The sequence below is a fragment of the Curtobacterium herbarum genome (assembly GCF_016907335.1).
GTDB lineage: Bacteria > Actinomycetota > Actinomycetes > Actinomycetales > Microbacteriaceae > Curtobacterium > Curtobacterium herbarum.
Map to the genome: position 1 here is coordinate 530,616 of NZ_JAFBBT010000001.1, position 24,757 is coordinate 555,372.

19 protein-coding genes and 1 tRNA gene are annotated in these 24,757 nt (G+C 72.3%); 15 read left to right on the forward strand and 5 right to left on the reverse strand.

The features are described from left to right. The first annotated feature begins 32 nt into the window (after positions 1–32). Genes JOD51_RS02660 through JOD51_RS02670 form a run of 3 tightly spaced genes read left to right on the forward strand, consistent with a single transcriptional unit; the run spans position 33 to position 4,805 of the window. A complete protein-coding gene (locus JOD51_RS02660; protein ID WP_372377542.1) occupies positions 33–3,803 on the forward strand; it encodes an AAA family ATPase in 3,771 nt (1,256 codons plus the stop codon). Positions 3,804–3,852: 49 nt separating this feature from the next. Continuing rightward, positions 3,853–4,176 (forward strand): hypothetical protein, encoded by a 324-nt coding sequence (locus JOD51_RS02665; RefSeq protein WP_204606924.1) that lies wholly within the window; start codon positions 3,853–3,855, stop codon positions 4,174–4,176. Between the two features lie 41 nt (positions 4,177–4,217). Further along, positions 4,218–4,805 carry a CDP-alcohol phosphatidyltransferase family protein gene (locus JOD51_RS02670; RefSeq protein ID WP_204606925.1) on the forward strand — a complete coding sequence of 196 codons (588 nt, stop codon included), beginning with the start codon at positions 4,218–4,220 and terminating at the stop codon, positions 4,803–4,805. Between the two features lie 493 nt (positions 4,806–5,298). On the opposite strand, the gene mscL is transcribed toward JOD51_RS02670, so the two are convergent. The 3 genes from mscL to JOD51_RS02685 all read right to left on the reverse strand — a co-directional run bounded on the left by mscL (position 5,299) and on the right by JOD51_RS02685 (position 6,835). Next, entirely contained in the window at positions 5,299–5,793 is a 495-nt protein-coding gene (gene mscL, locus JOD51_RS02675) for a large conductance mechanosensitive channel protein MscL (RefSeq protein ID WP_204606926.1), read from the reverse strand. Positions 5,794–5,865: 72 nt separating this feature from the next. Then, a complete protein-coding gene (locus JOD51_RS02680) occupies positions 5,866–6,249 on the reverse strand; it encodes an FmdB family zinc ribbon protein (RefSeq protein WP_204606927.1) in 384 nt (127 codons plus the stop codon). A gap of 1 nt (position 6,250) precedes the next feature. Continuing rightward, positions 6,251–6,835: a 5-formyltetrahydrofolate cyclo-ligase gene (locus tag JOD51_RS02685; protein WP_204606928.1), complete on the reverse strand. Its 585-nt coding sequence runs from the start codon at positions 6,833–6,835 to the stop codon at positions 6,251–6,253. A gap of 103 nt (positions 6,836–6,938) precedes the next feature. On the opposite strand from JOD51_RS02685, the gene galU reads away from it, so the two are divergent. The 7 genes from galU to JOD51_RS02720 all read left to right on the forward strand — a co-directional run bounded on the left by galU (position 6,939) and on the right by JOD51_RS02720 (position 13,793). Next, positions 6,939–7,829 carry a UTP--glucose-1-phosphate uridylyltransferase GalU gene (galU, locus tag JOD51_RS02690; protein WP_111073746.1) on the forward strand — a complete coding sequence of 297 codons (891 nt, stop codon included), beginning with the start codon at positions 6,939–6,941 and terminating at the stop codon, positions 7,827–7,829. Between the two features lie 89 nt (positions 7,830–7,918). Beyond that, positions 7,919–8,578, forward strand: a complete 660-nt coding sequence (locus JOD51_RS02695) for a GNAT family N-acetyltransferase (RefSeq protein ID WP_204610712.1) — start codon at positions 7,919–7,921, stop codon at positions 8,576–8,578. Positions 8,579–8,717: 139 nt separating this feature from the next. Continuing rightward, the gene (locus JOD51_RS02700) at positions 8,718–9,809 is read left to right on the forward strand and encodes a hypothetical protein (RefSeq protein ID WP_204606929.1); all 1,092 of its coding nucleotides are present in this window, start codon (positions 8,718–8,720) and stop codon (positions 9,807–9,809) included. Positions 9,810–9,899: 90 nt separating this feature from the next. Beyond that, positions 9,900–9,975, forward strand: a tRNA-Ala gene (locus tag JOD51_RS02705). 179 nt (positions 9,976–10,154) lie between these two features. Further along, complete coding sequence (locus JOD51_RS02710; RefSeq protein WP_204606930.1) at positions 10,155–12,065, forward strand: hypothetical protein; 1,911 nt, start codon at positions 10,155–10,157, stop codon at positions 12,063–12,065. A gap of 107 nt (positions 12,066–12,172) precedes the next feature. Continuing rightward, complete coding sequence (locus JOD51_RS02715; protein ID WP_204606931.1) at positions 12,173–12,607, forward strand: VOC family protein; 435 nt, start codon at positions 12,173–12,175, stop codon at positions 12,605–12,607. 124 nt (positions 12,608–12,731) lie between these two features. Next, the gene (locus tag JOD51_RS02720) at positions 12,732–13,793 is read left to right on the forward strand and encodes an amidase domain-containing protein (RefSeq protein WP_204606932.1); all 1,062 of its coding nucleotides are present in this window, start codon (positions 12,732–12,734) and stop codon (positions 13,791–13,793) included. A gap of 4 nt (positions 13,794–13,797) precedes the next feature. On the opposite strand, the gene JOD51_RS02725 is transcribed toward JOD51_RS02720, so the two are convergent. Then, a complete protein-coding gene (locus JOD51_RS02725) occupies positions 13,798–15,114 on the reverse strand; it encodes a putative hexosyltransferase (RefSeq protein ID WP_204606933.1) in 1,317 nt (438 codons plus the stop codon). A 114-nt stretch (positions 15,115–15,228) separates the two neighbouring features. Here JOD51_RS02725 and JOD51_RS02730 point away from each other — a divergent pair, with 114 nt between their 5' ends. After that, on the forward strand, positions 15,229–16,080 hold the full coding sequence (locus JOD51_RS02730) for an alpha/beta fold hydrolase (RefSeq protein WP_204606934.1): 852 nt from the start codon (positions 15,229–15,231) through the stop codon (positions 16,078–16,080). 135 nt (positions 16,081–16,215) lie between these two features. Here JOD51_RS02730 and JOD51_RS02735 read toward each other — a convergent pair whose 3' ends face one another. Further along, complete coding sequence (locus JOD51_RS02735; protein WP_204606935.1) at positions 16,216–18,060, reverse strand: glycoside hydrolase family 2 protein; 1,845 nt, start codon at positions 18,058–18,060, stop codon at positions 16,216–16,218. 255 nt (positions 18,061–18,315) lie between these two features. On the opposite strand from JOD51_RS02735, the gene JOD51_RS02740 reads away from it, so the two are divergent. From JOD51_RS02740 to JOD51_RS02755, 4 genes are all read left to right on the forward strand, one after another. Further along, positions 18,316–19,887, forward strand: coding sequence for a glycosyltransferase (locus JOD51_RS02740; protein WP_204606936.1), 1,572 nt, complete (start codon positions 18,316–18,318; stop codon positions 19,885–19,887). Then, positions 19,884–21,968 (forward strand): right-handed parallel beta-helix repeat-containing protein, encoded by a 2,085-nt coding sequence (locus JOD51_RS02745; RefSeq protein ID WP_204606937.1) that lies wholly within the window; start codon positions 19,884–19,886, stop codon positions 21,966–21,968. Before JOD51_RS02740 ends, JOD51_RS02745 begins: the two co-directional genes overlap by 4 nt. A gap of 5 nt (positions 21,969–21,973) precedes the next feature. Further along, the gene (locus JOD51_RS02750) at positions 21,974–23,212 is read left to right on the forward strand and encodes a right-handed parallel beta-helix repeat-containing protein (RefSeq protein WP_204606938.1); all 1,239 of its coding nucleotides are present in this window, start codon (positions 21,974–21,976) and stop codon (positions 23,210–23,212) included. Positions 23,213–23,375: 163 nt separating this feature from the next. Continuing rightward, complete coding sequence (locus JOD51_RS02755) at positions 23,376–24,695, forward strand: maltokinase N-terminal cap-like domain-containing protein (RefSeq protein WP_204606939.1); 1,320 nt, start codon at positions 23,376–23,378, stop codon at positions 24,693–24,695. The last annotated feature ends 62 nt before the right edge of the window (positions 24,696–24,757 follow it).

Here is a 24,757-nt window from a genome sequence, read left to right on the forward strand (position 1 = left end):
GAGTGGACAGGACGACCGGCGATGAGGACGACGTGACGAACGACGACGCCTCGGTCGACGGCGGAACGACGGAGGGCACCGACCTGCCCGACGAGCGGTCTGCGCTGCGCCCGGAACTCCAGGTCACCAGCCCGCACGCGATCAGCCTCGGTGACCCGCGACTGACCGCGGGCAACGCGGCCGAGCCCGCGTGGGACGCCTGGCGCGAGCAGCTCGCCGGCGTCGGCGGCACCAGCCCGCTCGTGCACTTCGCCGACCACCCGCGCGGCCGCATCGAGCTCTCGACGACGCACCCCGGCGGGCTCGCCCAGTTCATCACCGGCAAGACCACGCTGCTGTCCAGCCTGATCCGCGACGAGGTCGCCCTCCGTGCCGCCCGCGTCGCCGCCGGCCACGTCGAGGCGAAGGGCACCGAGCTCGCGACGGTCCGCGGCCTCGACGCCGTGAAGCTCGGCATCGGCATCGCCGACTGGCAGCACGGCGACGAGCACTTCCGCGGACCCGTCCTGCTCCGCCCGCTGGCGATCCGTCGTCACGGTCGGGACTTCGAGGTCCGCCTGCTCGGCGAACCCGTCCTCAACCCGGGTCTGTCCGACGCGCTCCGCGAGCAGTTCGGCGTGACCCTCGACGCGCAGTCCTTCGTCGCCCTCGCGCAGCAGGACGGCTCGTTCACGCCGAACCCGGTGATCGACCGCCTCCGTGGTCTCACCGCGCACATCCCCGGCTTCTCCGTCCACGCCCGACTGGTCGTGTCGACGTTCGCCGAGGTCGCGACCGGGCTCGTCGAGGACACCGACGACCTGGCCCACCCCGTCCTCGACGCCCTCGCCGGCAACCCCAGCGCCAAGTGGCAGGTCGAGCAGTCGTACCACCCGGTCGAGCAGACCCCCTCGGACGAGCGCAGCCCGGAGACCGACACCCTGCTGCTCGACGCCGACGACGAGCAGGAGAACGTGATCGCGCAGATCACGGCCGGCAACTCCATCGTCGTGAAGACCCTGCCCGGCACCGGCGGCACGCAGACGATCGTGAACGCCCTCGGCGGACTGGTCGCGGCGAACAAGCGCGTGCTCGTGGTCAGCCCCCGTCGTGCGACCCTGCGCGGCATCGCGGCCCGCTTCGGCGAGGTGCACCTGCCGGGTGTCGCCGTCACGCCGGGCACCCTCCGCCGGGACGTCGTCCGGGCCATCGCCCGCAACGAGAAGGCCAGCCGTCCGAACCTCCGTGAGGTCGACGACGCCCTGGTCCGGCTCCGCAAGGTCCTCACCGACTACCGCGGTGCCCTGACCCGCACCGACCCCGACTTCGGCGTCAGCGTGCTCGACTGCCTGGTCGAGCTGTCGCGGCTGTCCCTGCTGCCCGTCGCGCCGTCCACCACGGCCCGGCTGTCGAAGCAGTCCGTCGTGTCGATGGTGTCCGGCCGCGCCCGGGTCGCCGAGACCATGGTCAGCGCCGCCAACCTCGGCGAGTTCCGCTACGGCCCGGACGACTCGCCCTGGTACGGCGCGAAGTTCAGCTCGAGCGACGGTGCCCAGCGCGCCCACGCGACCGCGCAGGAACTCGACGGCGGATCGCTGCCGGCCCTCCTGCAGCGTGCACACGACCTGGTCGCGTCGACGCACATGCGCCAGTTCACGACGATCAACGAGCTCGGCATCTACCTGCGCCTGCTCACCGAGATCCGCGACACCCTCGACCGCTTCCTGCCGATCGTCTTCGACCGGTCCGTGTCCGAGCTCGTCGCCGCCACCGCGCCGCGGGGCGAGGGCGCGCCGATGTCCAGCACGAACCGTCGCCGGCTGAAGAAGCTCGCTCGTGAGTACGTCCGTCCGGGCGTCCACGTCTCCGACCTGCACGAGGCACTCACGCGTGTCCAGCAGCAGCGGGTCCTCTGGCAGCGGTACGTCGCCGCCGGTGTGAACCCCGAGGTCCCCACCGGCATCGCCGACGTCCAGGTGCTGTTCTCGAACGTGGTCGAGGACCTCGCGCGCCTCGACGAGCCGCTCGGCCGCAGCAGCCGCGAACAGCAGCTCGCGAACCTGCCGATCGAGCGCCTCGTGCCGACGATCGCCGAGCTCGCGGCCGAGTCCGACGTCCTGCACAACCTGCAGGAGCGCACCGAGCTCATGCAGACGCTCCGCGACCTGCAGCTCGAGCCGCTCCTGACCGACCTGGCGAACCGGCACGTCCCCGACGTGCAGGTGCCCGCCGAGCTCGAACTCGCCTGGTGGCAGTCCGCGCTCGAGACCATGCTCGAGTCCGACCGCGCACTGCTCGGGGCGAACACCGACATGCTCGACCGGGTCGAGGCCGACTTCCGACTCGTCGACGACGCGCACGCGGCCGGGGTGTCCCAGGGTCTCGCGTGGCAGCTCGCCGAGAACTGGAAGGTCGGGCTCGTCGACTGGCCGGAGGAGTCCGCCGCGCTGAAGAGCCAGCTCCGCGACGGCGCGATCACCTCCCGCCTGCTGCACGACTCGGCACCGCACCTGTCCCGCGCGATCGCCCCGGTCTGGCTCGCCTCGCCGTACGAGGTCGCGCAGATCGCCGACACGATGCCGTTCGACACCGTGATCCTCGTCGACGCCGGAGCCGTCACCATCGCCGAGACCGTCGGTGCCGTCCGCCGCGCCCGCCAGACCGTCGTCTTCGGCGACCCGGTCACGCAGACGCCGTCGCCGTTCCGCATCGCCGTCGACCCGGAGCACCGCGCCCTGCAGGTCGACGAGGAGACGCTCGACGCCCTGCACGCCGACTCCGCCCTGGCGAAGCTGTCCACGCTGCTGCCGACGCTGTCGCTCACCCGTTCGTACCGGGCCGGTGGCGAGGACCTGGCGGAGCTCGTCAACCGTCGCTTCTACGGTGGCCGCATCGAGTCGCTGCCCTGGGCCGGCTCGTTCCTCGGCCACGGCTCGATCGCGCTCGACTACGTCAGCGAGGGCAAGGCCGTCCCGGACCCCGAGTCCGGCGCCGTCGAGAGCGTCGACGCCGAGGTGGACCGCGTCGTCCGCCACGTCATCGAGCACGCCCGCACCCGACCGACCGAGTCGCTCATGGTCATCACGGCCTCGGCGAAGCACGCGGTCCGGGTCGAGCAGGCCGTCCTGGCCGCCGCGCAGGGCCACAAGGACCTCACCGAGTTCGTCATCGGCGACCGTCCCGAGCCGTTCATCGTCGCCACCCTCGAGCAGTCCGTGGCGCAGAGCCGTGACCGCGTCGTGTTCTCGATCGGGTACGGCCGCACCCCGCACGGCCGGGTCCTCCGCGACTTCGGTCCGCTCGGCAAGCCCGGTGGGGAGCGCCTGCTCGCCGTCGCGATGACCCGTGCCCGTCGCTCGATGGTGATCGTCACGTGCTTCCAGCCGTCCGACATCGAGGCCGAGCGCATGGGCCACGGCACGGTCGCCCTCGCCGAGATCCTGGCCGAGGTCCGCGCCCGCACCACCGCCGAGTACGTGCCGGACGACTCCGACCCGCTGCTCGTCGACCTGGCTCGCCGACTCGAGATGCGCGGCATCCCGGTCGCGCTCGGCCACCGCGGCAAGCTCGGCCTGGTCGCCGCGCACGGCGGGGTCTGCGTCACGATCGAGACCGACGCGTCGCTGGTGAAGGGGTCGCTGCGCGAGTCGCTGCGGCTCCGGCCCGAGGTGCTCCGCCGTCTCGGCTGGCACTACGTCCGCGTGCACGCGTTCCAGCTGTTCTCCGACCCGGACCGGGTCGCGAACACGGTCGCGCAGGTGCTCGGGGTCGACCGCGGCGCCACGCAGGAGATCTCGATCCCGCCGGTGCCCGCACGACGATGAGCCTCGCTCTCCCGCTCGTGACCGGCGGCGCCTGCCGCGCCTGCCGCTCGTGACCGCTCGGCCCGTCCGTCGAGCGGCCCGCCCGGCCGGCCCGGTCACGTCGACCACGGAGCGGCTCACCGGTGCGTGGACGCCCGAGGCGACCACCCCACGGACGGGAGGCGCGCACCCGACCGCCGCCGAGCCTCCCGTCCCGCAGGGGGTCGCGGACACGGCGCCCGAGCCGTCCGTCGGTGTCGTCCGGTCCGGCCGTCGCGTCACCACCAGGCCGGTCCCGGGCAGCGACCCGACCCCGTCGCCCGAGCCGGCGCGGCACACGTCGGGGGAGAACGACGACCGGCTGCTCCGCGACCGGCCGCCGCACTGGGGCTGACCGGTACGCTGGGGGTCCTGAACCCCGAACGGAAGCGTGTGATGACGGAGCCCTCCCGGCGGACCCGGCCCGACTGGCAGACGTGGCCGAACCTCATCACGATGGTGCGGTTCGTCCTCATCCCGGTCTACGTGGCGCTCGTCGTCGCGGGACACCCCGGCTGGGCGCTGGCCTCGCTGGTCGTCCTCGGTGTCAGCGACTGGGCGGACGGGTTCCTGGCACGTCGCCTGCACCAGGAGTCGGAGCTCGGCAAGGCCCTCGACCCGATCGCCGACCGGTTGGCGATCGTCGCGATCGTGTTGTCGCTCGTGCTCGTCGGGCTGCTGCCGTGGATCGTCGTCGCGATCGTGGTGGTCGTCGACCTGGCGCTCCTCGCCCTGTCGAGTGCGTGGTTCCGTGGCAACCCGGACCTGCGCGTGACGTGGACGGGCAAGATCCGCTCGGCGCTGCTGTTCGTCGGGCTGCCGGTGCTGCTGTTCTCGTCGACCTCGGTCGCGGCGGACCACCACTGGATCCGGAACGTGGCGCTCGTGCTCGTCTGGCTTGGGACGATCGGGCACGTCCTGGCCGGGCTGCAGTACGCGGCCGAGATGTCCCGGAAGCACCGGACGCAGCGCGCCCCGGCGTAGGCACGGGGCTGGGCTGGGCGGGGCGCGGCGGGCTGGCGCCTGGCGCGCCCGCGTCCCGTCGCCGAGCGGTCACAACACCCCGTTCACCTTCTGTCTCGACGGGGTGTCGTGACCGGTCGGCGGAGGGCGGGCGGGGTGTCGTGACCGGTCGGCGAGGGCGGCTGCGGCCTGTCGCGTGGCCCCCGGGAGGTCCGGCTGGCGCCCGCCACGCCCGCACTCCACCCCCGACTGGTCACAACACCCCGTTCACCTTCTGGCTCGACGGGGTGTCGTGACCGGTCGGCGGAGGGCGGGCGGGGTGTCGTGACCGGTCGGCGGGGCGGCTGCGGCCTGTCGCGTGCCTCCCGGGAGGCCCGTTTGACGCCCGCCACGCCCGCGCACCACCCCCGACTGGTCAGGACACCCCGTTCACCTTCCGGCTCAACGGGCTGTCGTGACCGGTCGGCGGGGGGTGGCGGGGGTTGGCGGGGGCGGCTTCGGCCTACAGCTTCGTCTAGCCGGCGATCCCCGGGCCCTCGGGAGCGGTCGACGGTGCGACGTGTGCGCCACCGCCGGTCGGGGCCGTTCCCTCGTCGCTGCCCGGACGGCGGAGCAGATCGCGGATCTCGAGCAGCACCTCGACGTCGGTCGGCGGGACGTCCTGCGGCGTCTGCTCCTCGTTGTTCTTCACCCGGTCGAAGGCCACCTTCTTGAGGTGGTTCACCGGGAGCACGAGGGCGAAGTACACCACGGCCGCGACGATGACGAAGTTGATGACCGCACCGATGATCGCGCCGAAGAGGATGTCCGCGCTGCCGCCGGAGACGGTCGGGATCTTCCAGATCAACGCTCTGTCGAGGCTCGACGCGTTGAACACCGCACCGATGAGCGGGTTGATGAGTGAGTTCACGATGGTCGTGACGATGGCGGTGAACGCGGCACCGATGACGACCGCGACGGCCAGATCGATGACGTTGCCGCGGAGCAGGAACTCCTTGAAGCCCTTCATGCGAGCCCCCTTCTGTCGTGGACGACCACCGTGCGTGGCCCGGTCCAACCTATCCAGGAGGCGCGGGGCAGGTCAGGATCCGGAGGTCGACGATCCCGATCCCGAAGAACCCGAGCCCGACGTGGCGGACCCCGAGGAGCCGGAGCCGGACGACCCGGACGCGCCGGAGCCGGACGAGCCGGAACCAGAGCCGGACCCCGACGAGCCGGAACCGGAGCCGGACGAGCCGGAGCCGGACGACCCGGACCCCGACCCGCTGCCGCCCTCGCTCTTCGGCGCCGGCCGCGAGTCCGTCCGGTAGAAGCCGCCCCCGTTGAAGGTCACGCCGACGGGCGAGAAGACCTTCCGCAGGACCCCGCCGCAGACCGGGCACTCGGTCAGGGCGTCGTCGGAGAAGGACTGCTTGATGTCGAACGCGTTGCCGCACTCGGTGCAGCGGTACGAGTAGGTGGGCACGTCAGCTCCGGAACGTGATGATGCGTGACGGCGTGATGATGCCGTCCACGGGTTCGTCGTGGGCTTCGCGCGGGACCTCGACGAGGTACTCCGCATCGAACACCACAGCATAGACGGGCGGGCGCTTCGCCATGGACCCGAGGGTCTTGTCGTAGTAGCCGCGGCCCCAGCCCATCCGGACACCGTCGTGCCCGACGGCGGCGGCCGGGGTGAGGATCGCGTCGACGTCGTTGATCGCCAGGGGGGAGAGGACCTCGCCGACGACCTCGGGCATGCCGAACAGTCCTTCGCGTTCCGACGTGCCGTCACCGACCGCCCAGTCGAGCAGGCCGTCCTCGCGGGTCACCGGCAGGAGCACGCGGATGCCCTGCTCGAACGCCCAGTTGAGGAAGGGACGGACGTCGGGTTCGTCGGGCGCGGAGAGGTACACGGCGACCGAGGTGATCTGCCGTTCCTCGACGAACCGCTGCAGCGTCGCCGTCAGGGACTGCGCGTCGGCGTCGCGTTCGGTCGAGGTCCGGCTGCGCCGCCGCTGCCGGAGGTCGGCTCGCAGGGCACGCTTCTCGTTCCCGAGATCGGCGGTCATGGCGACGAGTGTAGCGATCGCGGGCGATGCGGCTTCCCGCCGATCTCGATGTCCCCCTATCCGTTGACATGCCCCCGAAAAGGGGATCGGATACGGTCGCTGCATGGGCTTCCAGATTTCGAAGGCCGTGATCCCCGCTGCAGGGCTGGGCACGCGCTTCCTCCCCGCGACCAAGGCGATGCCGAAGGAGATGCTCCCCGTCGTCGACAAGCCGGCCATCCAGTACGTCGTGGAAGAGGCCGTGGACGCGGGCCTCACCGACGTCCTCATGATCACCGGGCGCAACAAGAACGCGCTCGAGAACCACTTCGACCACGTGTCCGAGCTCGAGGAGACCCTCCGCAAGAAGGGCGACCACGAGAAGCTGCAGAAGGTCAACCAGTCGACGGACCTCGCGGACATGCACTACGTCCGGCAGGGTGACCCGCTCGGCCTCGGCCACGCGGTGCTCCGCGCGAAGATGCACGTCGGCCGCGAGCCGTTCGCCGTGCTCCTCGGCGACGACATCATCGACGCCCGCGACCCGCTCCTCAAGCGCATGATCGAGGTCCAGGGTGAGAAGAACGCGACGATCGTGGCGCTCCTGGAGGTCCCGGAGTCGCAGACCCACCTCTACGGCATCGCCACGGTCGAGCCGACCGACACCGACGACGTCGTGAAGATCACCGGCCTGGTCGAGAAGCCGGCGCAGGGCGAGGCTCCCTCGAACCTGGCCATCATCGGCCGCTACGTGATCCGCCCCGAGGTCTTCGACGTCCTCGAGAAGCAGGAGCCGGGCAAGGGCGGCGAGATCCAGCTCACCGACGCGCTCATGAAGATGGCGAGCGCCGAGGAATGGACCGGGGGCGTGTACGGCGTCGTCTTCCGTGGACGCCGCTACGACACCGGTGACAAACTCGACTACATCAAGGCGATCGTGCAGCTCGCCTCGGACCGTGCAGACCTCGGGCCGGACCTCAAGTCCTGGCTCAAGGAGTTCAACGCGGGCGAATGAGTCGACCCATCCCGTACGGGTCCGGTGAACCCGGGCCCGTGCGGGACACCCGTCCCGACGAGATCGGGACCCCGGAGGAACCAGAAGCGATGACGACGATCCCGACCCTCACCCACGGGCGGGTCACCATCCGCCCCCTCCGGGTCCGTGACTCCCGCGATCTCGACCTCGCACTGGCGGGCAACCGCTCCTGGCTCCGCACCTGGGAGGCGACGAACCCGTCCGGCATGGCGTCCTCGGACGTCCGCGGGAGCATCCGCGCACTGCAGGCGAACGCCCGGGCCGGGCTGGGCCTCCCGTTCGCGATGGAGCTGGACGGTCGTTTCGTCGGCCAGCTGAACGTGTCCGGGATCACCTACGGCTCGCTCGCGAGCGCGTCGATCGGGTACTGGGTCGTGCAGGACGCGGCCGGGCACAACGTGACCCCGACCGCGGTCGCGCTGGCGGCGGACCACTGCTTCCGCGTCGTCGGCATCCACCGTCTCGAGATCTGCATCCGTCCGGAGAACGCGCCGAGCCTCCGCGTCGTCGAGAAGCTCGGTTTCCGGTACGAGGGCCTCCGTCGCCGGTACATCCACATCAACGGCGACTGGCGTGACCACTTCTGTTTCGGTCTCGTCGCCGAGGAGGTCCAGGACGGCGTCCTCGACCGCTGGGTCCGCGGGCAGGTCCCGCTCGGCACCGGGCACGTGCCGGACGAGGCCTGGGACGAAGCGTCCGTGCCGCTGCCCCTCTCGCCGCGCGGCTGAGCCCCCTCGCAGCAGCCGACCCGGTCGGCGCGGCCGTCGGCCGGGAGGCCCGTCCCGGGTCCGACGGATCCGTCACGACTCGCTCGACACGCTCCCGGCAATGGGCGTCCCGGCGGTGCGCTCCCCCTACCGTTGCCCCATGGGATTCGGGACCTGGGGCGGCGGCGTGGTGCTGCTCGTGGCGGCGGTGCTCTGGGTCGTGTACCTGATGCCCGCGTGGGCAGCGCGACGTGAGTACCTGGCGACCGAGCGGAACGCGATCCGCCTGCAGCAGACCCTCCGCATCCTGGCGCAGACCGCCGAGCTGCCGGACGAGGTGCGCGTCGAGATGAACGCGAAGTCCCTCGCCGAGGCGCAGCGCGTCGCCCGGTCGGAAGAGGCCAAGCGCGCGGCCATCGTCCGCGCCCACGAAGCCGCCCGGCAGCGTGAGATCACCCGTCGCCTGGCAGCCCAGGCGCCCGTCCTCGAGCAGGTGTCCGCCGTGCCCGCACTCACCGCGATGCGGATGCGTCGCTCGCGCCTCGGCGCCACGATCCTCGGCACGCTCGGGCTCCTCACGGCGCTCGTCGTCCTCGTCGCCGCTCCCGGCGCCTGGGTCCTCGCGGTCGCCGGACTCGTCGCGGCTGCTGGTTCGGCGGCGGTCCTCGCGCAGCTGCACCAGGTCGCGACCGCACGTCGTCGTCGGGCCGCAGCCGGCGCGCCGGAGCAGCGCCGGGCCTCCCGTCCAGCCAGCACGTGGACCGACCCGGCCCCGCCGCTGTCCACCGAGCAGCCCGAGGCCGCGCCGGCCGAACGCACCTGGACGCCCGGGGCCGTCCCGAAGCCGCTGTACGTGCAGGCCCCCGCAGCGCCCGAGCCGTCGCCGGAGTCGTCCGCGGTGCTCGCCGCGCGGCTGCGGGAGCGGGTCGCGCAGGCGAAGGCCGAGGCGGACGCCGAAGCCGCCGCGATCCGGGCGGCCGAGTCCGACCCATCGCTGGCGCGGGTGTCGCGGATGCGTGCCGACGTCGAGGAGGCCGCGGCGGCACTGTCCTCGCACGACCAGGGGCGGCTCGCGGAGCGGCTCGGGCTGCGGGCGCCGGCGTCGGCGTCGTCCGGCTCGGCGTCGTCCGAGTCCGCCGCGGACGAGACCCCGTCCGCGCCCAGCCGCTGGGCCGGCATGGGCGTCATCGGCGACGACGCGTACGGACAGACCGACCTCGACGCGATCATGCGTCGGCGTCGCGCGGTCTGACCCGGACCGGCGCGCCCGGCAACGGCACGCCCGACCGCGGCGGCTCGATTTCGGATCACTGCGACCCGGTGCTATCGTGGTCGAGCACTTGGGGCTATGGCGCAGTTGGTAGCGCGTCTCGTTCGCAATGAGAAGGTCAGGGGTTCGAATCCCCTTAGCTCCACCAAGAAGCAGCACCCCACCAGCACGGTGGGCCACAGGCTCGGAACCACCCGGTTCCGGGCCTGACGTGTTCGTGCCCTCGGCATCCGACTTCCCACAGGTCCGTCCTGGGGCTGTCGGCGCGTCACACCCTGCGCCTAGACTCCTGCTGCGCCCGGACCGGGCAGACACCAGGGGAGTGCCATGCACCGCTTCACACGAGCGCTCGCGACCATCGCGGCCGCTGCCGTCGTCTCTGCCGGACTCGTCGTCGTCCCGGTCGCATCGGCCTCCGCCGCGGTGTCCACCACACCCGCCGCGGCCGGGACGACGGGCACGGCCGCTGCGGCGACGACCGCTCCGGCCTACGGGCGCTACACGCCACTCGCCGCACCGACCGTCTGGACCGGCACCGCCCGCACGACGCCGACCACGGTGACGCTGCCGGGCATCCCCGCGTCGGCGACCGCCGCGACACTCGTCGTGCAGGTCGCCGCCCCCACCGCGGCCGGCGTGGTCTCGGTCGTGCCGGTGGGCAGCACCGCGCGCCCGCCGCTGCAGGACTACGTCCGCGGCCGGACGGTCGCCGGCAGCACGACCGTCGCGGTCTCCGGCGGGCGGGTGCAGGTCGTGCTCTCCGCCGGCACCGCGACCGTCTCGCTGGTCGTGGCCGGCTCGTACGGCAGCAGCGGCTCCACCTACACGCCCGTGACGCCCACGGCGCTCCTCGCCGGCACCGTCGCGGCGACGACGCCCACCACCGTCCAGGTCACCGGTCGTGCCGGTGTCCCGGCCGGGGCGACCGCCGCGGTCCTCGACGTCCGGGTCAGCAACCCCGCAGCGGCCGGCAGTGTCAGCGTCACCCCGCAGGGGGTGGCCGACCGGGCCGCCGTCACCCAGGCGTTCCCGGCGAAGGGGCTGTCGATCACGAACACCGCGACCGTCCGGCTGCCCGCCAGCGGCGCCGTCGACGTGCGCACCTCCGGGGTCGCCTCGGGTGTCACCGTGACCGTCGCCGGCTACTGGTCGACGAGCACGTCCGGACTGGTGTTCGTCCCGGCCGACGGGGCACGGGTCGCCTCGGTCGCCGTGAAGTCGACCCTGCAGCAGGTGCGGGTCGCGGGCGCCGGTGGCATCCCGCTGACCGCGCGGGCCGCGGTCCTCACCGCCCGGACCACGGGGCTCTCCGCCGCCGGCTGGTTCCACGTCGGTTCCGTCGGCGCGGTCGTCGCTTCGACACAGGTGGTCGCCAAGTCGCAGTCGCTCGCCGGGACCGCGACGGTGCCGATCGCCCCGACCGGCACCGTGCAGGCGCGTGCGAAGGCCGGCACCGGCACGGTGAACCTGGACGCGGTCGGCTACTTCGTCGACGGCTCCTCCGGCGTCGGTACCGGGGCGGACGTGTCCTGGCCGCAGTGCGGTTCGGCCCTGCCCACCGACCACGCGTTCGGCATCGTCGGGGTGAACGGCGAGCTCGCGAACACCACGAACCCGTGCCTGAGCAGCCAGCTCTCCTGGGCGGCACTCGCCGCCGGTGGCACCGCCCAGCCCACGGCCCAGCTCTACGTCCTCTTCGCCAACCCCGCCGCCGCTGCCGCCTCGGCCTGGCCGACGTCGAACACCTTCAAGGGGTACGCCCCGAAGAACCCCTACGGGTCGTGCTCGACCCGTGACGGCGGGAAGCCGCAGAACAGCCCGGCGTGCTCGTTCCTCTACGGGTACGCCCTCGGCGGCGACGACACGACGAAGCGCGGGGTCGCGACCCCCGGCTCGCACCGCTGGTGGATCGACGTCGAGACGCAGTTCTCCCACCAGGCCGACACCAGCCTGAACCGGACCGTGCTCGAGGGCATGATCGCCGGGCTGCAGAGCGGCGGAGCGACGACCATCGGGTTCTACTCGACGTCCAGCCAGTGGGCGACCGTCGCCGGCGTCGTCCCGAAGACCAGCACGGCGTACGGCCGCAGCAGCTGGCTCGCCATCGGTCCGGGCACGCTCGCGGCAGCGCAGAAGGCGTGCTCCGGTGCGGGACTGGCGGGTGGGAAGACCGTGATGACCCAGTACGTCACCGCGTTCGGGTCGACGACGATCGACCGCGACGTCTCCTGCAGCTGATCCGGCCGGACAGTCGAGCGCAGCGGGGTGGTGCTGCGCGCCCGGGAGGGTCCCTTGCGGCCGCCCGGCAGCGCTGACACGATGAGCCCCGGACGAAGGAGCCCACCATGACCTCACGGTTGAACCCGTACCTCGGCTTCCGCGACGACGCCCGGCAGGCGCTGGAGTTCTACCACTCGGTGTTCGGCGGGGACCTCCGCATCGGCACGTTCGCCGAGATGGGCGCCGTGCAGGACCCGGCCGACGCGGACAAGGTCATGCACGGGCAGCTCGAGACGACCCGTGGCTACGTGCTGATGGCGTCGGACACCCCGGCATCGATGAGCCGGTCGGAGACGAACAACATCTCGATGTCCCTGTCGGGTGACGCCGACGACGCGGACGACCTCCGGGGGTACTTCGCGGCGCTCTCCGACGGCGGCCAGGTGCTCGAGCCGCTGACCCGGGCGCCGTGGGGCGACGAGTTCGGCATGGTGACGGACCGGTTCGGCGTGACCTGGCTCGTGAACGTCACCGCGACCCAGCCGGCCCCGTCCGCCTGAGCGTCCGCCGCCCGGGCGAAGCACACGGGTGCCTGCCGCACACCGCGCACCGCACCGCACACCCGCACCGAGGCCGAGTCGGTGGGCCGATCTCCCGACTGCGTCGCCTAGCCTGGGACGCGTCATGACTGCCCCGATCACGCGCCGCACCCTCCTGTCCCTCGCCGGCATCACCGGTGTCGGCTTCGTCGCCGCTGCCTGCTCGTCCGACGGCCCGGACGCCGGGTCGTCGTCCGCGGCGCGCGGGTCCGGCGCTGCGGGCTCCGGCGCGACCGCCGCCCCGACGACGGGAACGGCCGCGAAGCCGACCGCCACGTCGGTGCAGCCCACCGCGATCCCGCTCGCCGGCGGTGTCACCGTGACGGTCACCGGAACCGGGCTGGCCTCGGTCGCGGGGGTCACGGTCGGTGGTGTCGCCGCACGCGACGTGTCCGCCACCGCCTCGACGGTCACCTTCACGGCGCCGCACCAGGCGATGTACACGGCCGGGTCCGCGGACGTCGCACTGTTCACGACCGCGGTCCAGCCGGTGCCCTCGGCGAACCAGACCTCGGACGGCAACGGCAGCGCGGCCAACGACGGCCAGGTCGGTGCGACCCAGGACTCGGCCACGGCGACGCCGGCCCCGACGACGGCTGCCGTGCCGGACGCGGGCTCGGCGGTGGCCACCACGAGGGTGGACTACGTCCCGAAGACCGACGTCGACCGGCAGCTGCAGTACGCCATGCGGCACTGGTCGGAGTACAACACGGCCCAGTACGGCACCATGAACCCGATCGGTGGTGACTGCGCCAACTACGTGAACCAGACACTCCAGGCGCGCGGGTGGCAGCAGCGCAGCGACTGGTACAACCGGGACGGCGGCGTGGAGCACTCCGCCACCTGGACGTACTGCCCGGCGATGGACCCGTGGCTGGACCAGAACGCGTCGACGTTCGGTCTGACCCGGCGCACCTCCGACGAGCGGCAGCACGTCAAGGTCGGCGACATCGTCATGTTCGACTGGAACGCGAACGGGTCACCGGACCACACGACGATCGTGTCCGAGGTGTTCACCGAGTCCGACGGCACGATCCGCATCAAGTCGGCGAGCCACAACCAGGACGGCCCCTACCGGGACCTCGACGAGATGATCACCGTGCAGCACCCGGGCGGCACCGCCTGGTTCCACACCTTCGACGCGTAGCCCGTCAGGGGAACCCGAGGAACCAGAGCAGCACGACCGCGACCGCCTGCAGGCACACCCCCGCGACGAGCCACCCCACGGCCCGGCGTCGGGTCGCCAGGAACACGTCCGACCCGAGCAGCGGTGCGGCGGGCATCAGCAGCCGCGGCAGGCTCTGCTGCGGCAGGAACACCGCCACCAGGTAGGCGACGTAGGCGATGACGAAGCCGAGCACCTCCGGCCCGAGCGCGCGCACGTCGCGCCGGCCGAGGAACCACGCCGTGGCCGCGAGCACCACCACCACGAGCACGAGTCCCGCCGGCCCGAGCCACCGCCCGGCCATCAGGAACCACGGCGTCAGCGGGGTGAAGTCGACCCGGCCGACGAACCCCACCCACCAGGACAGCTCCGTGTCGAGGTACGCCCCGGGTCGCCCGGTGACCGCCGAGGCGACGACCGGCCAGGCGAGCCCGGCTGCGGCCACCACCAGCCCGGCGGCGACGACGGCCGCGCGCTCCCGCCACGGGAACGGGTCACGTCCGCCGACAGCGGGGCCGCCGACAGTGGGGCCGCCGGCAGCGAGCCCGGCGTTCTGGCGGTCCGCGACCTGATCGGCCGAGCCCCGCCGAACCCCGACCCAGCGCACGACGAGGTGGACGGCCAACGCCACGGCCAGGGCCAGCACCCCCGGCCGGGTGAACGCGGCGACCACCCCGAGCACCGCCACCAGCCAGTAGCGCCGTCGGACCAGGGCGAGCAGCGCCCCGAAGAGCAGCAGCAGGAACATGCTCTCGGCGTAGGCGACCTGCAGCAGGTACCCGGTCGCCCCGAACGCAAAGAGCGCGGTGGCCCACCGGGCCCGGCGGGCGTCGACGACGGCGAGCACGAGCCGGAACAGCACCACGCAGGCACCGGCACCGCAGACGGTCGCCACGAGCACCCCGGCCACCCAGAACGAGGCGCCGGTCAGCGTCATCACCGCGCGCACCACCCCGGGGAACACCGGCAGGAACGCCCACGGGTTCGGCACGACGTGCCCGGACGCATCGGTCGGCAGGGCGTGCGGGTACCCGTGCTCGGCGATGGTCCGGTAGAAGGACGCGTCCCACGATCCGGAGAACGTGGCGAACGACGGATCGCGCCGGTACGAGGCGAAGTGCCAGCCGTTCGCGGTCGCCAGCACGTAGACGGTCCCGAGCAGCAGCGTGCTGACCACCCGGGAGGCCAGCCACAGCAGCAGGGGAGTGGTCCATCTGCTGGAGCGTGCCTCCAGGACGGCCGTGACCGTCCGGCGGAGGCGGGTCGGCTCGGAGGCCCGGGTCGTCTCCAGCAGGTCCGTCACGCGCCCGATCCTCCCAGACCGTCGGTGTCCACTCGCCGCACGACGGCCAGGCCGCGTCCAGCGGCCGGGCGTTGCATCGCGGACGTTCCTGGACACCAACCACCTGGAGGCACCATGCCGTTCATCACCGTCGGAGCCGAGAACGGGCACGACATCGACCTGCACTACGACGACTTCGGCACCGGGTCCCCGGTCGTCCTGATCCACGGGTGGCCGCTGTCCGGCCGGTCGTGGGAGGGCCAGGTCCCCGCGCTCGTCGCGGCCGGCCACCGGGTCATCGCCTACGACCGTCGCGGGTTCGGGCAGTCCTCGCAGCCGTGGAACGGCTACGACTACGACACCTTCGCCGCGGACCTCGACAAGCTGATCACCGAGCTCGGGTTGACCGACGTCACCCTGATCGGGTTCTCGATGGGCGGCGGCGAGCTCGCCCGCTACGTCTCCACCTACGGCACCGGCAAGGTCGCGGGGCTCGTCTTCGCCAGCGCGGTCCCGCCGTACCTGTGGAAGTCGGACGAGAACCCGGACGGCGGCGTCGACCAGGGCCTGGCGGACTGGTTCGCGAACGGCATCACCGGCGACCGTCCGGCCTTCCTGCGCGAGTTCGTCGACATGTTCTACACGGCCGGCGGCCAGGTGTCGCTGACCCACAAGCCGCTCGTCAGCGACGACCAGCGCGCCTACGACCTGTCGATCGCGGAGCTCGCGTCGCCGAAGGGCACGCTCGACTGCACGGTCGCGTTCGCGACGACGGACTTCCGTGACGACCTGACGAAGGTCGACGTCCCGACGCTCGTCATCCACGGCGACGCCGACGGGATCGTCCCGTTCGAGGTCTCCGGCAAGCGGACCGCCGAGGCGATCCCGAACGCGCAGGTCCACGTCATCGAGGGCGGGCCGCACGGCGTCCTCGCGTCGCACCGCGACGAGTGGAACGAGGCGGTCCTGCGCTTCCTCGCGCAGTAGCCGGATCGCCGCACGGCGGCACCTGACGGAACGGGAGGCCCGTGACCAGCTGGTCACGGGCCTCCCGTTCCGTCGTCGGTGCGCTGGTGCGCCCGTGCGCCCGTGCGCCCGTGCGCCGGTCCGCTGGTGCGCCCGTCAGCGCCCGAGGACGGCGCGTCGGATCCGCTCGATCGGCTCCTTCGGCGTGCGGTCGGCGTTGAGGAGCCCGTTCGTCTCCTGCATCGTGTCGGTGAGCTGCGTCCAGCAGCTGCCGGCCAGGAACGAGCTCGCGCGCACGGCGTCGTACAGGGCGGTGACGCGGGCGATCCAGTCGTCGCCGTCCGCGGCCGTGGTGTAGCCCCACGCGTCGTCGCGAGGCGCCCCCGGCTGGTGGTTCACGCCGCCGAACTCGGTCAGCATCACCGGCTGCCCACGGTCCACCGCGCCGCCGACCAGGACCAGCCGGTCCGCCGGTCCGAGACCCGCGAGCAGACGGGTCCGCGCCGTATCGTCGGCGTAGGTCCGGGCCAGCCGTTCGCCGTCGCCCTCGTAGTCGTGCACCGAGAGGATGTCCGAGTCCGGGTGCTCCCACCCGTCGTTCGAGATCACCGGGCGGGTCGCGTCGAGCGCCCGGGTGACGTCGGCCAGCGCCCGCGCGTAGGCCTGCTGCGCCGGGTCGGTGGCGATGTGCTGCACGCCCCAGCTCTCGTTCGCCGGCACCCAGGTCACGATCGACGGGTGTGCGGCGTCGCGCTCCACGGCGTCCATCCACTCGCGCATCAGCCGCTGCACGGCGGTGGGCGAGAACGCGTAGGCGCCCGGGGCCTCGCCCCAGACCATCAGGCCGAGCCGGTCCGCCCAGTACAGGAAACGCGGGTCCTCGATCTTCTGGTGGTTCCGGGCCGCGTTGAAGCCGAGTTCCTTGATGAGCTCGACCTCGCGGCGGAGGGCCTGCCGCGTCGGCGCGGTCAGGTGCGAGTCCGGCCAGTAGCCCTGGTTGAGGACACTGCGGACGTCGATGCTGCGGTCGTTGAGCAGGAACCGGCCGCCGCCGGTGCGCGTGGTGCGGATGCCGAAGTAGGAGCTCACCGCGTCGACCGTGGCACCCGCCGGGGCCACCAGCGTGACGACCGCGTCGACGAGGTGCGGTGCGTCCGGGCTCCACTGCAGCTCCTGCTCCGCCTGGCCGTTCGCCTGCCGGGCGATCGGCACGACGAGCTCGCACTCGCGGGCGGTCGGGCCGACGGTGGTCTCGACGGTCGCGAGGTGCTCGTCGTGCTCGGTCCACGTCGCCTCGACCCGGAGGCGCGTGCCGGCCGGGTGCTCGCCCGTCAGCCGGACGGTGAGGCGCATCGTCTCGTGGTCGACGTTCGTCCAGCGCAGGGCACGGATCGCGGTGGTCGGGACGGCCTCGAGCCAGACGGTCTGCCAGATCCCGGTGGTGCGGCGGTACCAGATGTCGTGGGCCTGCTCGTGCCAGTCCTGCTTGCCGCGGGGCTGGGTGAGGTCGTGCGGGTCGTCCTCGGCGCGGACCACCAGGGTGTGCGTGCCGGTGCTCGGGTCCGTTCCGAGCGCCTCGGTCACGTCGAGGGTGAAGGGGGTGTGGCCGCCCTCGTGCTCGCCGATGAACTGCCCGTCGATCCAGACCCGGGCCCGGTGGTCGACCGCGCCGAAGTGCAGCAGCACGCGGGGCGCGTCCGTGCCGTGCCCGGCCGCCGTCAGGTCCGCCGCCGTGATCGGCCGCGAGTACCAGAGGACCGGGTGGAACCCCGGCTCGTCGATGCCCGAGGCGACGGACTCCGGCGCGAACGGCACGGTGATGGCACGGGCGTCCGGGAAGCCGTTCCGCCACGCGGGGTCGTCGCCGGTGTTGCGGAAGGACCAGGTGCCGTCGAGGTCCGCCCACCGGGACCGCATCATCTGCGGGCGGGGGTACTCGCCGTCCTGACGGCTGGCGAGCGGGAGGATGGGGGCGGCGTCGTTGCCGATGAGCGCGGTCATGACCCCATGCTGGCCGACACGGTCCACCGCTGTACAGGTTCCGCGCCGTGCGACTCCCGCACTCCCGCAGGGCCTTGCGCGAACGCGCAAGAGTGCCCCGCAGCCCCTTGTCGCGTGGTCGACGCTCCGCCTAGCGTCCTCAGCACGACGCCGTACCGACCGTCGGGTGAGCCACCCACTCATCGACCGTCCGCGCCCGGCCACCCACCGAGCGACCCGGATCATCCACCCTGCCAGTCCGAAGGACCCGAACCCATGGACACCCTGGCCGCGCTCGCCGCATCCCAGACATCGACCCAGGTCGTCATCGACCAGCTCGTCGCCTTCGGCCACGAAGCCCTCAAGTACGTGCCCGTCGGCATCGCCGGTGTGATCGTGTGGGCCCTGTGGCTCTACCGCGTCGTGCTGTCGGCGCGGGCCAAGCCGGTCGTCAACGGCTTCCGCACCACGACCTCCGTCGTCGTGCCGAGCTACCACGAGGACCCCGACATCCTGCTCCGCTGCCTCGACTCCTGGCGCTCGCAGGAGCCCGACGAGATCATCATCGTGCTCGACATCGCCGACACCGAGGCGTACCGGCGCATCGTGGCCGTGGGTGACCCGACCGTGAAGCCGATCCTGTTCCACCACGTCGGCAAGCGGAGCGCCCTCGGCCAGGGCATCCGGCTCGCGCGGTACGACGTCGTCGTCCTCGTCGACTCCGACACCAGCTGGGAGCCGGGACTGCTCGAGAACGTGCAGATGCCCTTCATCGACCCCACCGTCGGCGGGGTCGGCACGCAGCAGAACGTCTACCAGCGGAACTCGAGCATCTGGCGGATCATCGCCGACTGGCTCGTCAACCTGCGGTACTTCAACTACGTGCCCGCGATGGGTGCCGCCGGTGCCGTGCCGTGCCTGTCCGGCCGCACCGCCGCCTACCGTCGCTCGGCCGTCCTGCCCGTGCTCGACAACCTCGAGAACGAGTTCTTCCTCGGCCGCCGCTGCGTCGCCGGCGACGACGGTCGGCTCACCTGGCTCGTGCTCGCCTCGGGCTTCAGGACCGTGCACCAGGAGAGCGCCAAGGCCCTCTCGATGTTCCCGGCCACCGGCAAGGCGTTCTTCAAGCAGCGCATCCGCTGGAGCCGCAACTCGTACCGGACCTACCTGACGGCGATCGCCAAGGGCTGGATCTGGCGTGTGCCCTTCGTCACGAAGATCACCGTGCTCCAGATCATCCTGACGCCCGTCACCATGGGCATCACCATGTGGTACCTGCTGTTCAGCCGCCTGGAACTCAGCGTCATCGGCGCGGCGTTCACCCTCGCCTGGCTGCTCGCCGGCCGTGCCGTCCGCGGGTTCTCGAACCTGCGCCGGCACCCGCTCGACCTCTTCGTCCTGCCGTTCCTGGCCGTCGTGGTGATCGTCATCGCCCTGCCGATCAAGGTGTTCTCGTTCATCACGATGAACAAGCAGGGCTGGCTGACGCGGCACGCCGACCAGATGGGTGGCGACGGACAGACCGCGGCGACCCTCGACGGTCCCGCGTCGCGCCCGGCGGCCCAGACCACACCGGTCCCGACGACCACACCGGTCCAGACGCCGGCACCGGTCCCGGCTCCGGCCTTCGCCATGGCGGGAGCGCCCGAGATGGCCATGTCCACGGCGGGAGCACCCGAGACGGCGGCGGTCGCCACCTCGGCCACGGCCGCGACGACCTCCAGCTCGGACGCCTCGGCTCCGGGCACCGCGTCCCACCCGGAACCTGCGATCCCGACCACGTCGGGGACGCAACGCGCGTCGCAGCCGGCAGCGGGCCTCCAGGCCGGAGAGGTGGCGGCAGCATGAGCACCGACCCGATCCGCAGCACGTCCACGCGTCGTCGTCGCCTGGCGACCGCGTCTGCGCTCGTCCTGACGCTCGCCGGCGTCGGCGCCCTCTCCCTGCCCACCGCGGCACAGGCCGCGGCCCCCGGGTCGACCACGGCCGTGGGTGCGCCCGCCGCCGTGACGGGCAAGGCCTACCCGGGCAGCCCGAACAAGGAGGCCAAGCTCGTCGCCGCCGAGAACGAACGCATCTACAACGTGCGCGCGCTCGCCTCGGCCGCGCGGTGGAGCGGCCTCGTGACCACCAAGCCGTACCGACTGGCCACGGGCAGCTCGTACACCCTGGTGCTCGTCGCCCGCGGTTCGGCGTACACCGTCGACGACCTCAAGCAGCTCGCCCCCTCGACGTTCGTGAAGCAGCCCGACGGGTCGTACCTGCTCAGCGAGAACATCGTCGTGGAGAACGGCGCGACCCTGCAGCTCGCCAGCCCGGACGGCCTGCACATCCACATGGAGAGCGACGACCGCGGCTTCGTGTCGATCGTCACGCAGGCCGGAGCGCTGCAGATCGCCGGTTCGGCCAAGGCCCCCGTCACGATCGACTCGTGGGACCCGCAGGCCGGCAAGGTCGACACCGACACCACCGACGGCCGCGCGTACGTCCGCGTGCAGGGCGGGACCGCGACCCTGAGCTACGCCCAGTTCCACGACCTCGGCTTCTGGAGCGGCACGACCGGCGGGGTCTCGCTCACCGGCACCGACCTGTCGACGCTCGACACCGCCTCCGGCACCCAGACGGCGAAGACGCTCCGCACCACGAAGGACGTCTTCGGCACCACGCTGCTGCCGACCGGTGCCGTCGACGGGGCCACCCCCGGCGAGAGCACCGCGGCCGGGTCCTACAGCTTCGTCTCGGCGAAGATCCAGCACACCGAGTTCGACGGCAACGCGTACGGCCTGTTCCTCACCAGCGCGGACGGCGTCGTGATGTCCGACTCCACGATCCAGCACTCGCTCATCGACGGCCTCGTGCTGCACCGGTACGTGACGAACAGCACGCTGTCCTCGGTCGACTCGCGTGACAACGGGGTGGACGGGATCAAGATGACCCGCGCCTCCACCGGCATCGTGCTCAGCCAGGTCACCGCGAACGGGAACGGCCGCAACGGCATCACGCTGAACGGCGGGGCGCTCGCCGACGGTCCGAACGCGGTCGGCATGCCGACCGGCGACTACGGCAACAACTCCCTCACCGACAGCACCGCGTCCGACAACGGGCGGTACGGTGTCGAGGTGCTCGGAGGCGAGAACGTCAAGGTGAGCGGTTCCACGATGGATCGCAACCGGATGGGCATCGTCATCGGGCAGGACGCCGTGAAGACGACCGTGCGGAACAACGTCATCAAGGGCTCGACCCAGAACGGCATCTCGGTGCTGGACGGCGTCCGATCCTCGGAGGTCAGCGACAACACGATCGCGGGCGCCGACATCGGGATCTACAGCCGGGCGTCGGACGCCGACGTCGACGGCAACGAGATCTCCGGCGCACGCACCCACGGTGTGACGGTCGTCGGGGCGTCGAAGGGCACGACCGTGACCGACAACTCGGTCTCCGGTCGTGGGCCGAGCGCCATCGACCTGGCGCGGTCCGACGACGCCGTGCAGCACGGCAACACCACGACCGGCTGGCACTCCACCAAGCCGCTGCTCGTGACGCTGCGCGGGATCTTCCAGCCCCTCACCGTGCTGTGGCTGCTCCTGCTGCTCGTCGTCGTGGTCGCCGCGATCGGTGGTGTCCTCCGGGGGCGTCGCGGTGAGGCCCGCGAGCACCCGTACGCCAAGCTCGCGCCGCTGTCGTCCTTCACCCGCGGTGTCGTCGACCCGACCACGCTGGGCCTGCCCGCGTCGCCGATCTCGGCGCCGACGGCCGAGGCCGGCCAGCCCCAGACGACGCAGCACCAGGCCGGCCAACCCCAGACGGCGCAGCACCAGACCGGGGTCGACCCGAGCAGCACTGACCAGGACGGCGGGCGGCGTGCCGCACACGCCGCCCGGTCCGACGGTGCCGGCGTGGACGCGGCGCTCGCCGCGACGGGCCGGTGACGCGGATGACGAACCTGTTCGGACGACATCGTGTCCAGGTCCTGACCGGCGTCGTCGGGCTCGTGACCGGAGCCGTGCTGGTCGGCGGGATCTGGGGCGTCAGCGCTGCGGTCCGCGGTCCGGAGTCCGTCGCGGCACCCGCCCCCGGCTCCTCGGCGACGCGCGACCCCGGCCGCGCCCCGAGTGCCAGCCGCACCCCGCAGCTCGGCGTCCTGGGCGCCGACGGGGGATCGAGCACGAGCAACGACAAGAGCAAAAGCAAAAGCAAGAGCAAGAGCAAGAGCAAGGGCAGCGGCTCCGGCGGTGCGGCGAGCGGCTCCGGCGGGACGGCCACGGCCGCCCCGGCCGCCGCGTGCACGTCGCCGACGGTCCGGGTCAGCACCGCGGACGCCCTCACCGCCGCGTTGCAGGACGCGAAGGCCGGTGACGTCATCGCACTCGCGAACGGCACCTACGACGGCACCTTCGAGGGCACGGCCAGGGGCACGGCGAGTCGGCCCATCGCCCTGTGCGGCGGGAGCGGTGCCGTCCTCGACGGCGGCGACCCGTCCGACGGGTACGTCATGCACCTCGACGGCGGCGCCTACTGGACCCTGTCCGGGTTCGCGGTGCAGAACGGGCAGAAGGGCGTGATGCTCGACGACACCCAGCACTCGGTCCTGCAGGGGTTGACGGTCCGGAAGACCGGCGACGAGGCGGTGCACGTCCGTGGCAACAGCAGCGACAACACGGTGCGCGGCAACCACGTCTCGGAGACCGGGCTGCGGAAGCCGAAGTTCGGCGAGGGCATCTACATCGGCTCGTCGAAGAACAACTGGTGCGACGTGTCCGACTGCAAGCCCGACCGCAGCGACCGCAACGTCGTGACCGGGAACACGATCACCGACACCGCGGCCGAGAACGTGGACATCAAGGAGGGGACCACCGGCGGCGTGCTCTCGGACAACTCCTTCGACGGCGCGGGCATGCAGGGGCAGAACCACGCGGACTCCTGGGTCGACGTGAAGGGCAACGGCTGGAGCATCACCGGGAACCACGGGGTGCACTCGATCCTCGACGGGTTCCAGACGCACGAACTGCTGGACGGCTGGGGCACGGACAACACGTTCTCCGGCAACACCGTGGACCTCGGCAACAGCGACGGCGTGGCCTTCGCCTTCCGCCCGGTCCTCGGCAACACGGTGTCGTGCGACAACGACGTGGTCGGCTCGAACGAGTTCTCGACCACGAAGTGCACGTCCTGACCGGGCACGGGTGAGCAGTTCCCACCCGCGTCCGGACCGACGGTCGGCCCACCGGCGGCCGACCGTCGGCAGCACCCGACGGCATCGTTCCCGCGACCCGGCGCAGCACCCGACGGCATCGTTCCCGCTACCCGGCGCAGCAGCGACGGGTAGCGTCCCCGACATGACCGACGCTGCGCACGCCGACCCCTTCGAGACCGCCGTCGCCGGCTGGATGGCCGACCAACGGTGGTACGCCGCCAAGGGCGGGACCCCCAGCATCCGGGTCGTCGCCGAACAGACCGACACCACCGCGGACGCGACGATCCGCACCCTCTTCGTCCTCGACGACGCCCCCACCGGCCCCGTCCTCTACCAGGTGCCGCTCACCGTCCGACCCGCAGCGGTCCCCGAGCTCGCCGCCGCCCTGGTCACCGAACTCGACGGCGCAGCGGTCTACGACGCCCCGCACGACGTCGCCTACGCGCGCTGGCTGCTCGGCCGGATCGAGGCCGACGGCGAACACATCGGGCCGGTCACCGACGCCCGCGTCCTCAGCGGCGAGCAGTCGAACACGTCCGTCATCTGCGGCACCGCCGAGAACGGCCAGGTCATCACCAAGGTCTTCCGGGTCCTGCACGACGGCGAGAACCCCGACGTCACCACGCAGCGGGCACTGTCCACCGCGGGCTCGGTCCGCGTACCCCGCACCTTCGGCGCGCTGACGGGGGAGTGGCCGGACGCCGGTCAGGCGAGCGGCACCGCGCACGGCCACCTCGCCTTCGCGCAGGAGTTCCTGCCCGGGCTCGAGGACGCCTGGCGCGTCGCCCTCACCGCGGCCCGGGACGGCGAGTCCTTCGCCAGCGCCGCCGACCGGCTCGGTGCCGCACTCGCCGAGGTGCACACGGTCCTGGCGGGCGCGATGCCCACGGCGACGTCCGGACCGGACCAGGTGGACGAGGCGATCGCGACGATGCGCCGCCGCCTGGACACCGCCGCTGCCGAGGTGCCGCAGGTCGCCGAGCACGCCGCCGCCGTCGGCCGGGTCTACGACCGGGCGGCGACCGTGCCGTGGCCGACCATGCAGCGCATCCACGGTGACCTGCACCTCGGCCAGGTGCTCTCGGCGCCCGAGCCCCGCGGCTGGGTCTTCCTCGACTTCGAGGGCGAACCGCTCCGCCCGATGCCGGAACGATCGCGGCCGGACGTCGCGCTGCGGGACGTCGCCGGCATGCTCCGGTCCTTCGACTACGTCGCCGGGGCACTCGCGCACGAGGACGAGCCGGTCACGACCGGCGACTGGGCCCACGAGGCGCGCAACGCCTTCCTCGACGGGTACGAGCGGGGCAGCGGGTCGGACCTCCGCGCGCACCGCGCCCTGCTCGACGCCTTCGAGCTCGACAAGGCGGTCTACGAGGTCGTCTACGAAGCGCGGAACCGACCGACCTGGGTGGGCATCCCGGTCGCGGCGGTCGACCGCCTGGTCGCGCGCTCGGCGGGCTGAGACCGGCCGGCCGCGCCGGCAGCGCGACCCGACGACGGACGGGAGGCCCGTGGCGACACCGC

Coding starts and splice junctions, on each gene's coding strand:
- JOD51_RS02670 (WP_204606925.1), top strand. CDS start 4,218: ATGACGGAGCCCTCCCGGCGGACCCGGCCCGACTGGCAGACGTGGCCG.
- mscL (WP_204606926.1), bottom strand. CDS start 5,793: ATGAAGGGCTTCAAGGAGTTCCTGCTCCGCGGCAACGTCATCGATCTG.
- JOD51_RS02685 (WP_204606928.1), bottom strand. CDS start 6,835: ATGACCGCCGATCTCGGGAACGAGAAGCGTGCCCTGCGAGCCGACCTC.
- galU (WP_111073746.1), top strand. CDS start 6,939: ATGGGCTTCCAGATTTCGAAGGCCGTGATCCCCGCTGCAGGGCTGGGC.
- JOD51_RS02695 (WP_204610712.1), top strand. CDS start 7,919: ATGACGACGATCCCGACCCTCACCCACGGGCGGGTCACCATCCGCCCC.
- JOD51_RS02700 (WP_204606929.1), top strand. CDS start 8,718: ATGGGATTCGGGACCTGGGGCGGCGGCGTGGTGCTGCTCGTGGCGGCG.
- JOD51_RS02710 (WP_204606930.1), top strand. CDS start 10,155: ATGCACCGCTTCACACGAGCGCTCGCGACCATCGCGGCCGCTGCCGTC.
- JOD51_RS02715 (WP_204606931.1), top strand. CDS start 12,173: ATGACCTCACGGTTGAACCCGTACCTCGGCTTCCGCGACGACGCCCGG.
- JOD51_RS02720 (WP_204606932.1), top strand. CDS start 12,732: ATGACTGCCCCGATCACGCGCCGCACCCTCCTGTCCCTCGCCGGCATC.
- JOD51_RS02730 (WP_204606934.1), top strand. CDS start 15,229: ATGCCGTTCATCACCGTCGGAGCCGAGAACGGGCACGACATCGACCTG.
- JOD51_RS02735 (WP_204606935.1), bottom strand. CDS start 18,060: ATGACCGCGCTCATCGGCAACGACGCCGCCCCCATCCTCCCGCTCGCC.
- JOD51_RS02740 (WP_204606936.1), top strand. CDS start 18,316: ATGGACACCCTGGCCGCGCTCGCCGCATCCCAGACATCGACCCAGGTC.
- JOD51_RS02745 (WP_204606937.1), top strand. CDS start 19,884: ATGAGCACCGACCCGATCCGCAGCACGTCCACGCGTCGTCGTCGCCTG.
- JOD51_RS02750 (WP_204606938.1), top strand. CDS start 21,974: ATGACGAACCTGTTCGGACGACATCGTGTCCAGGTCCTGACCGGCGTC.
- JOD51_RS02755 (WP_204606939.1), top strand. CDS start 23,376: ATGACCGACGCTGCGCACGCCGACCCCTTCGAGACCGCCGTCGCCGGC.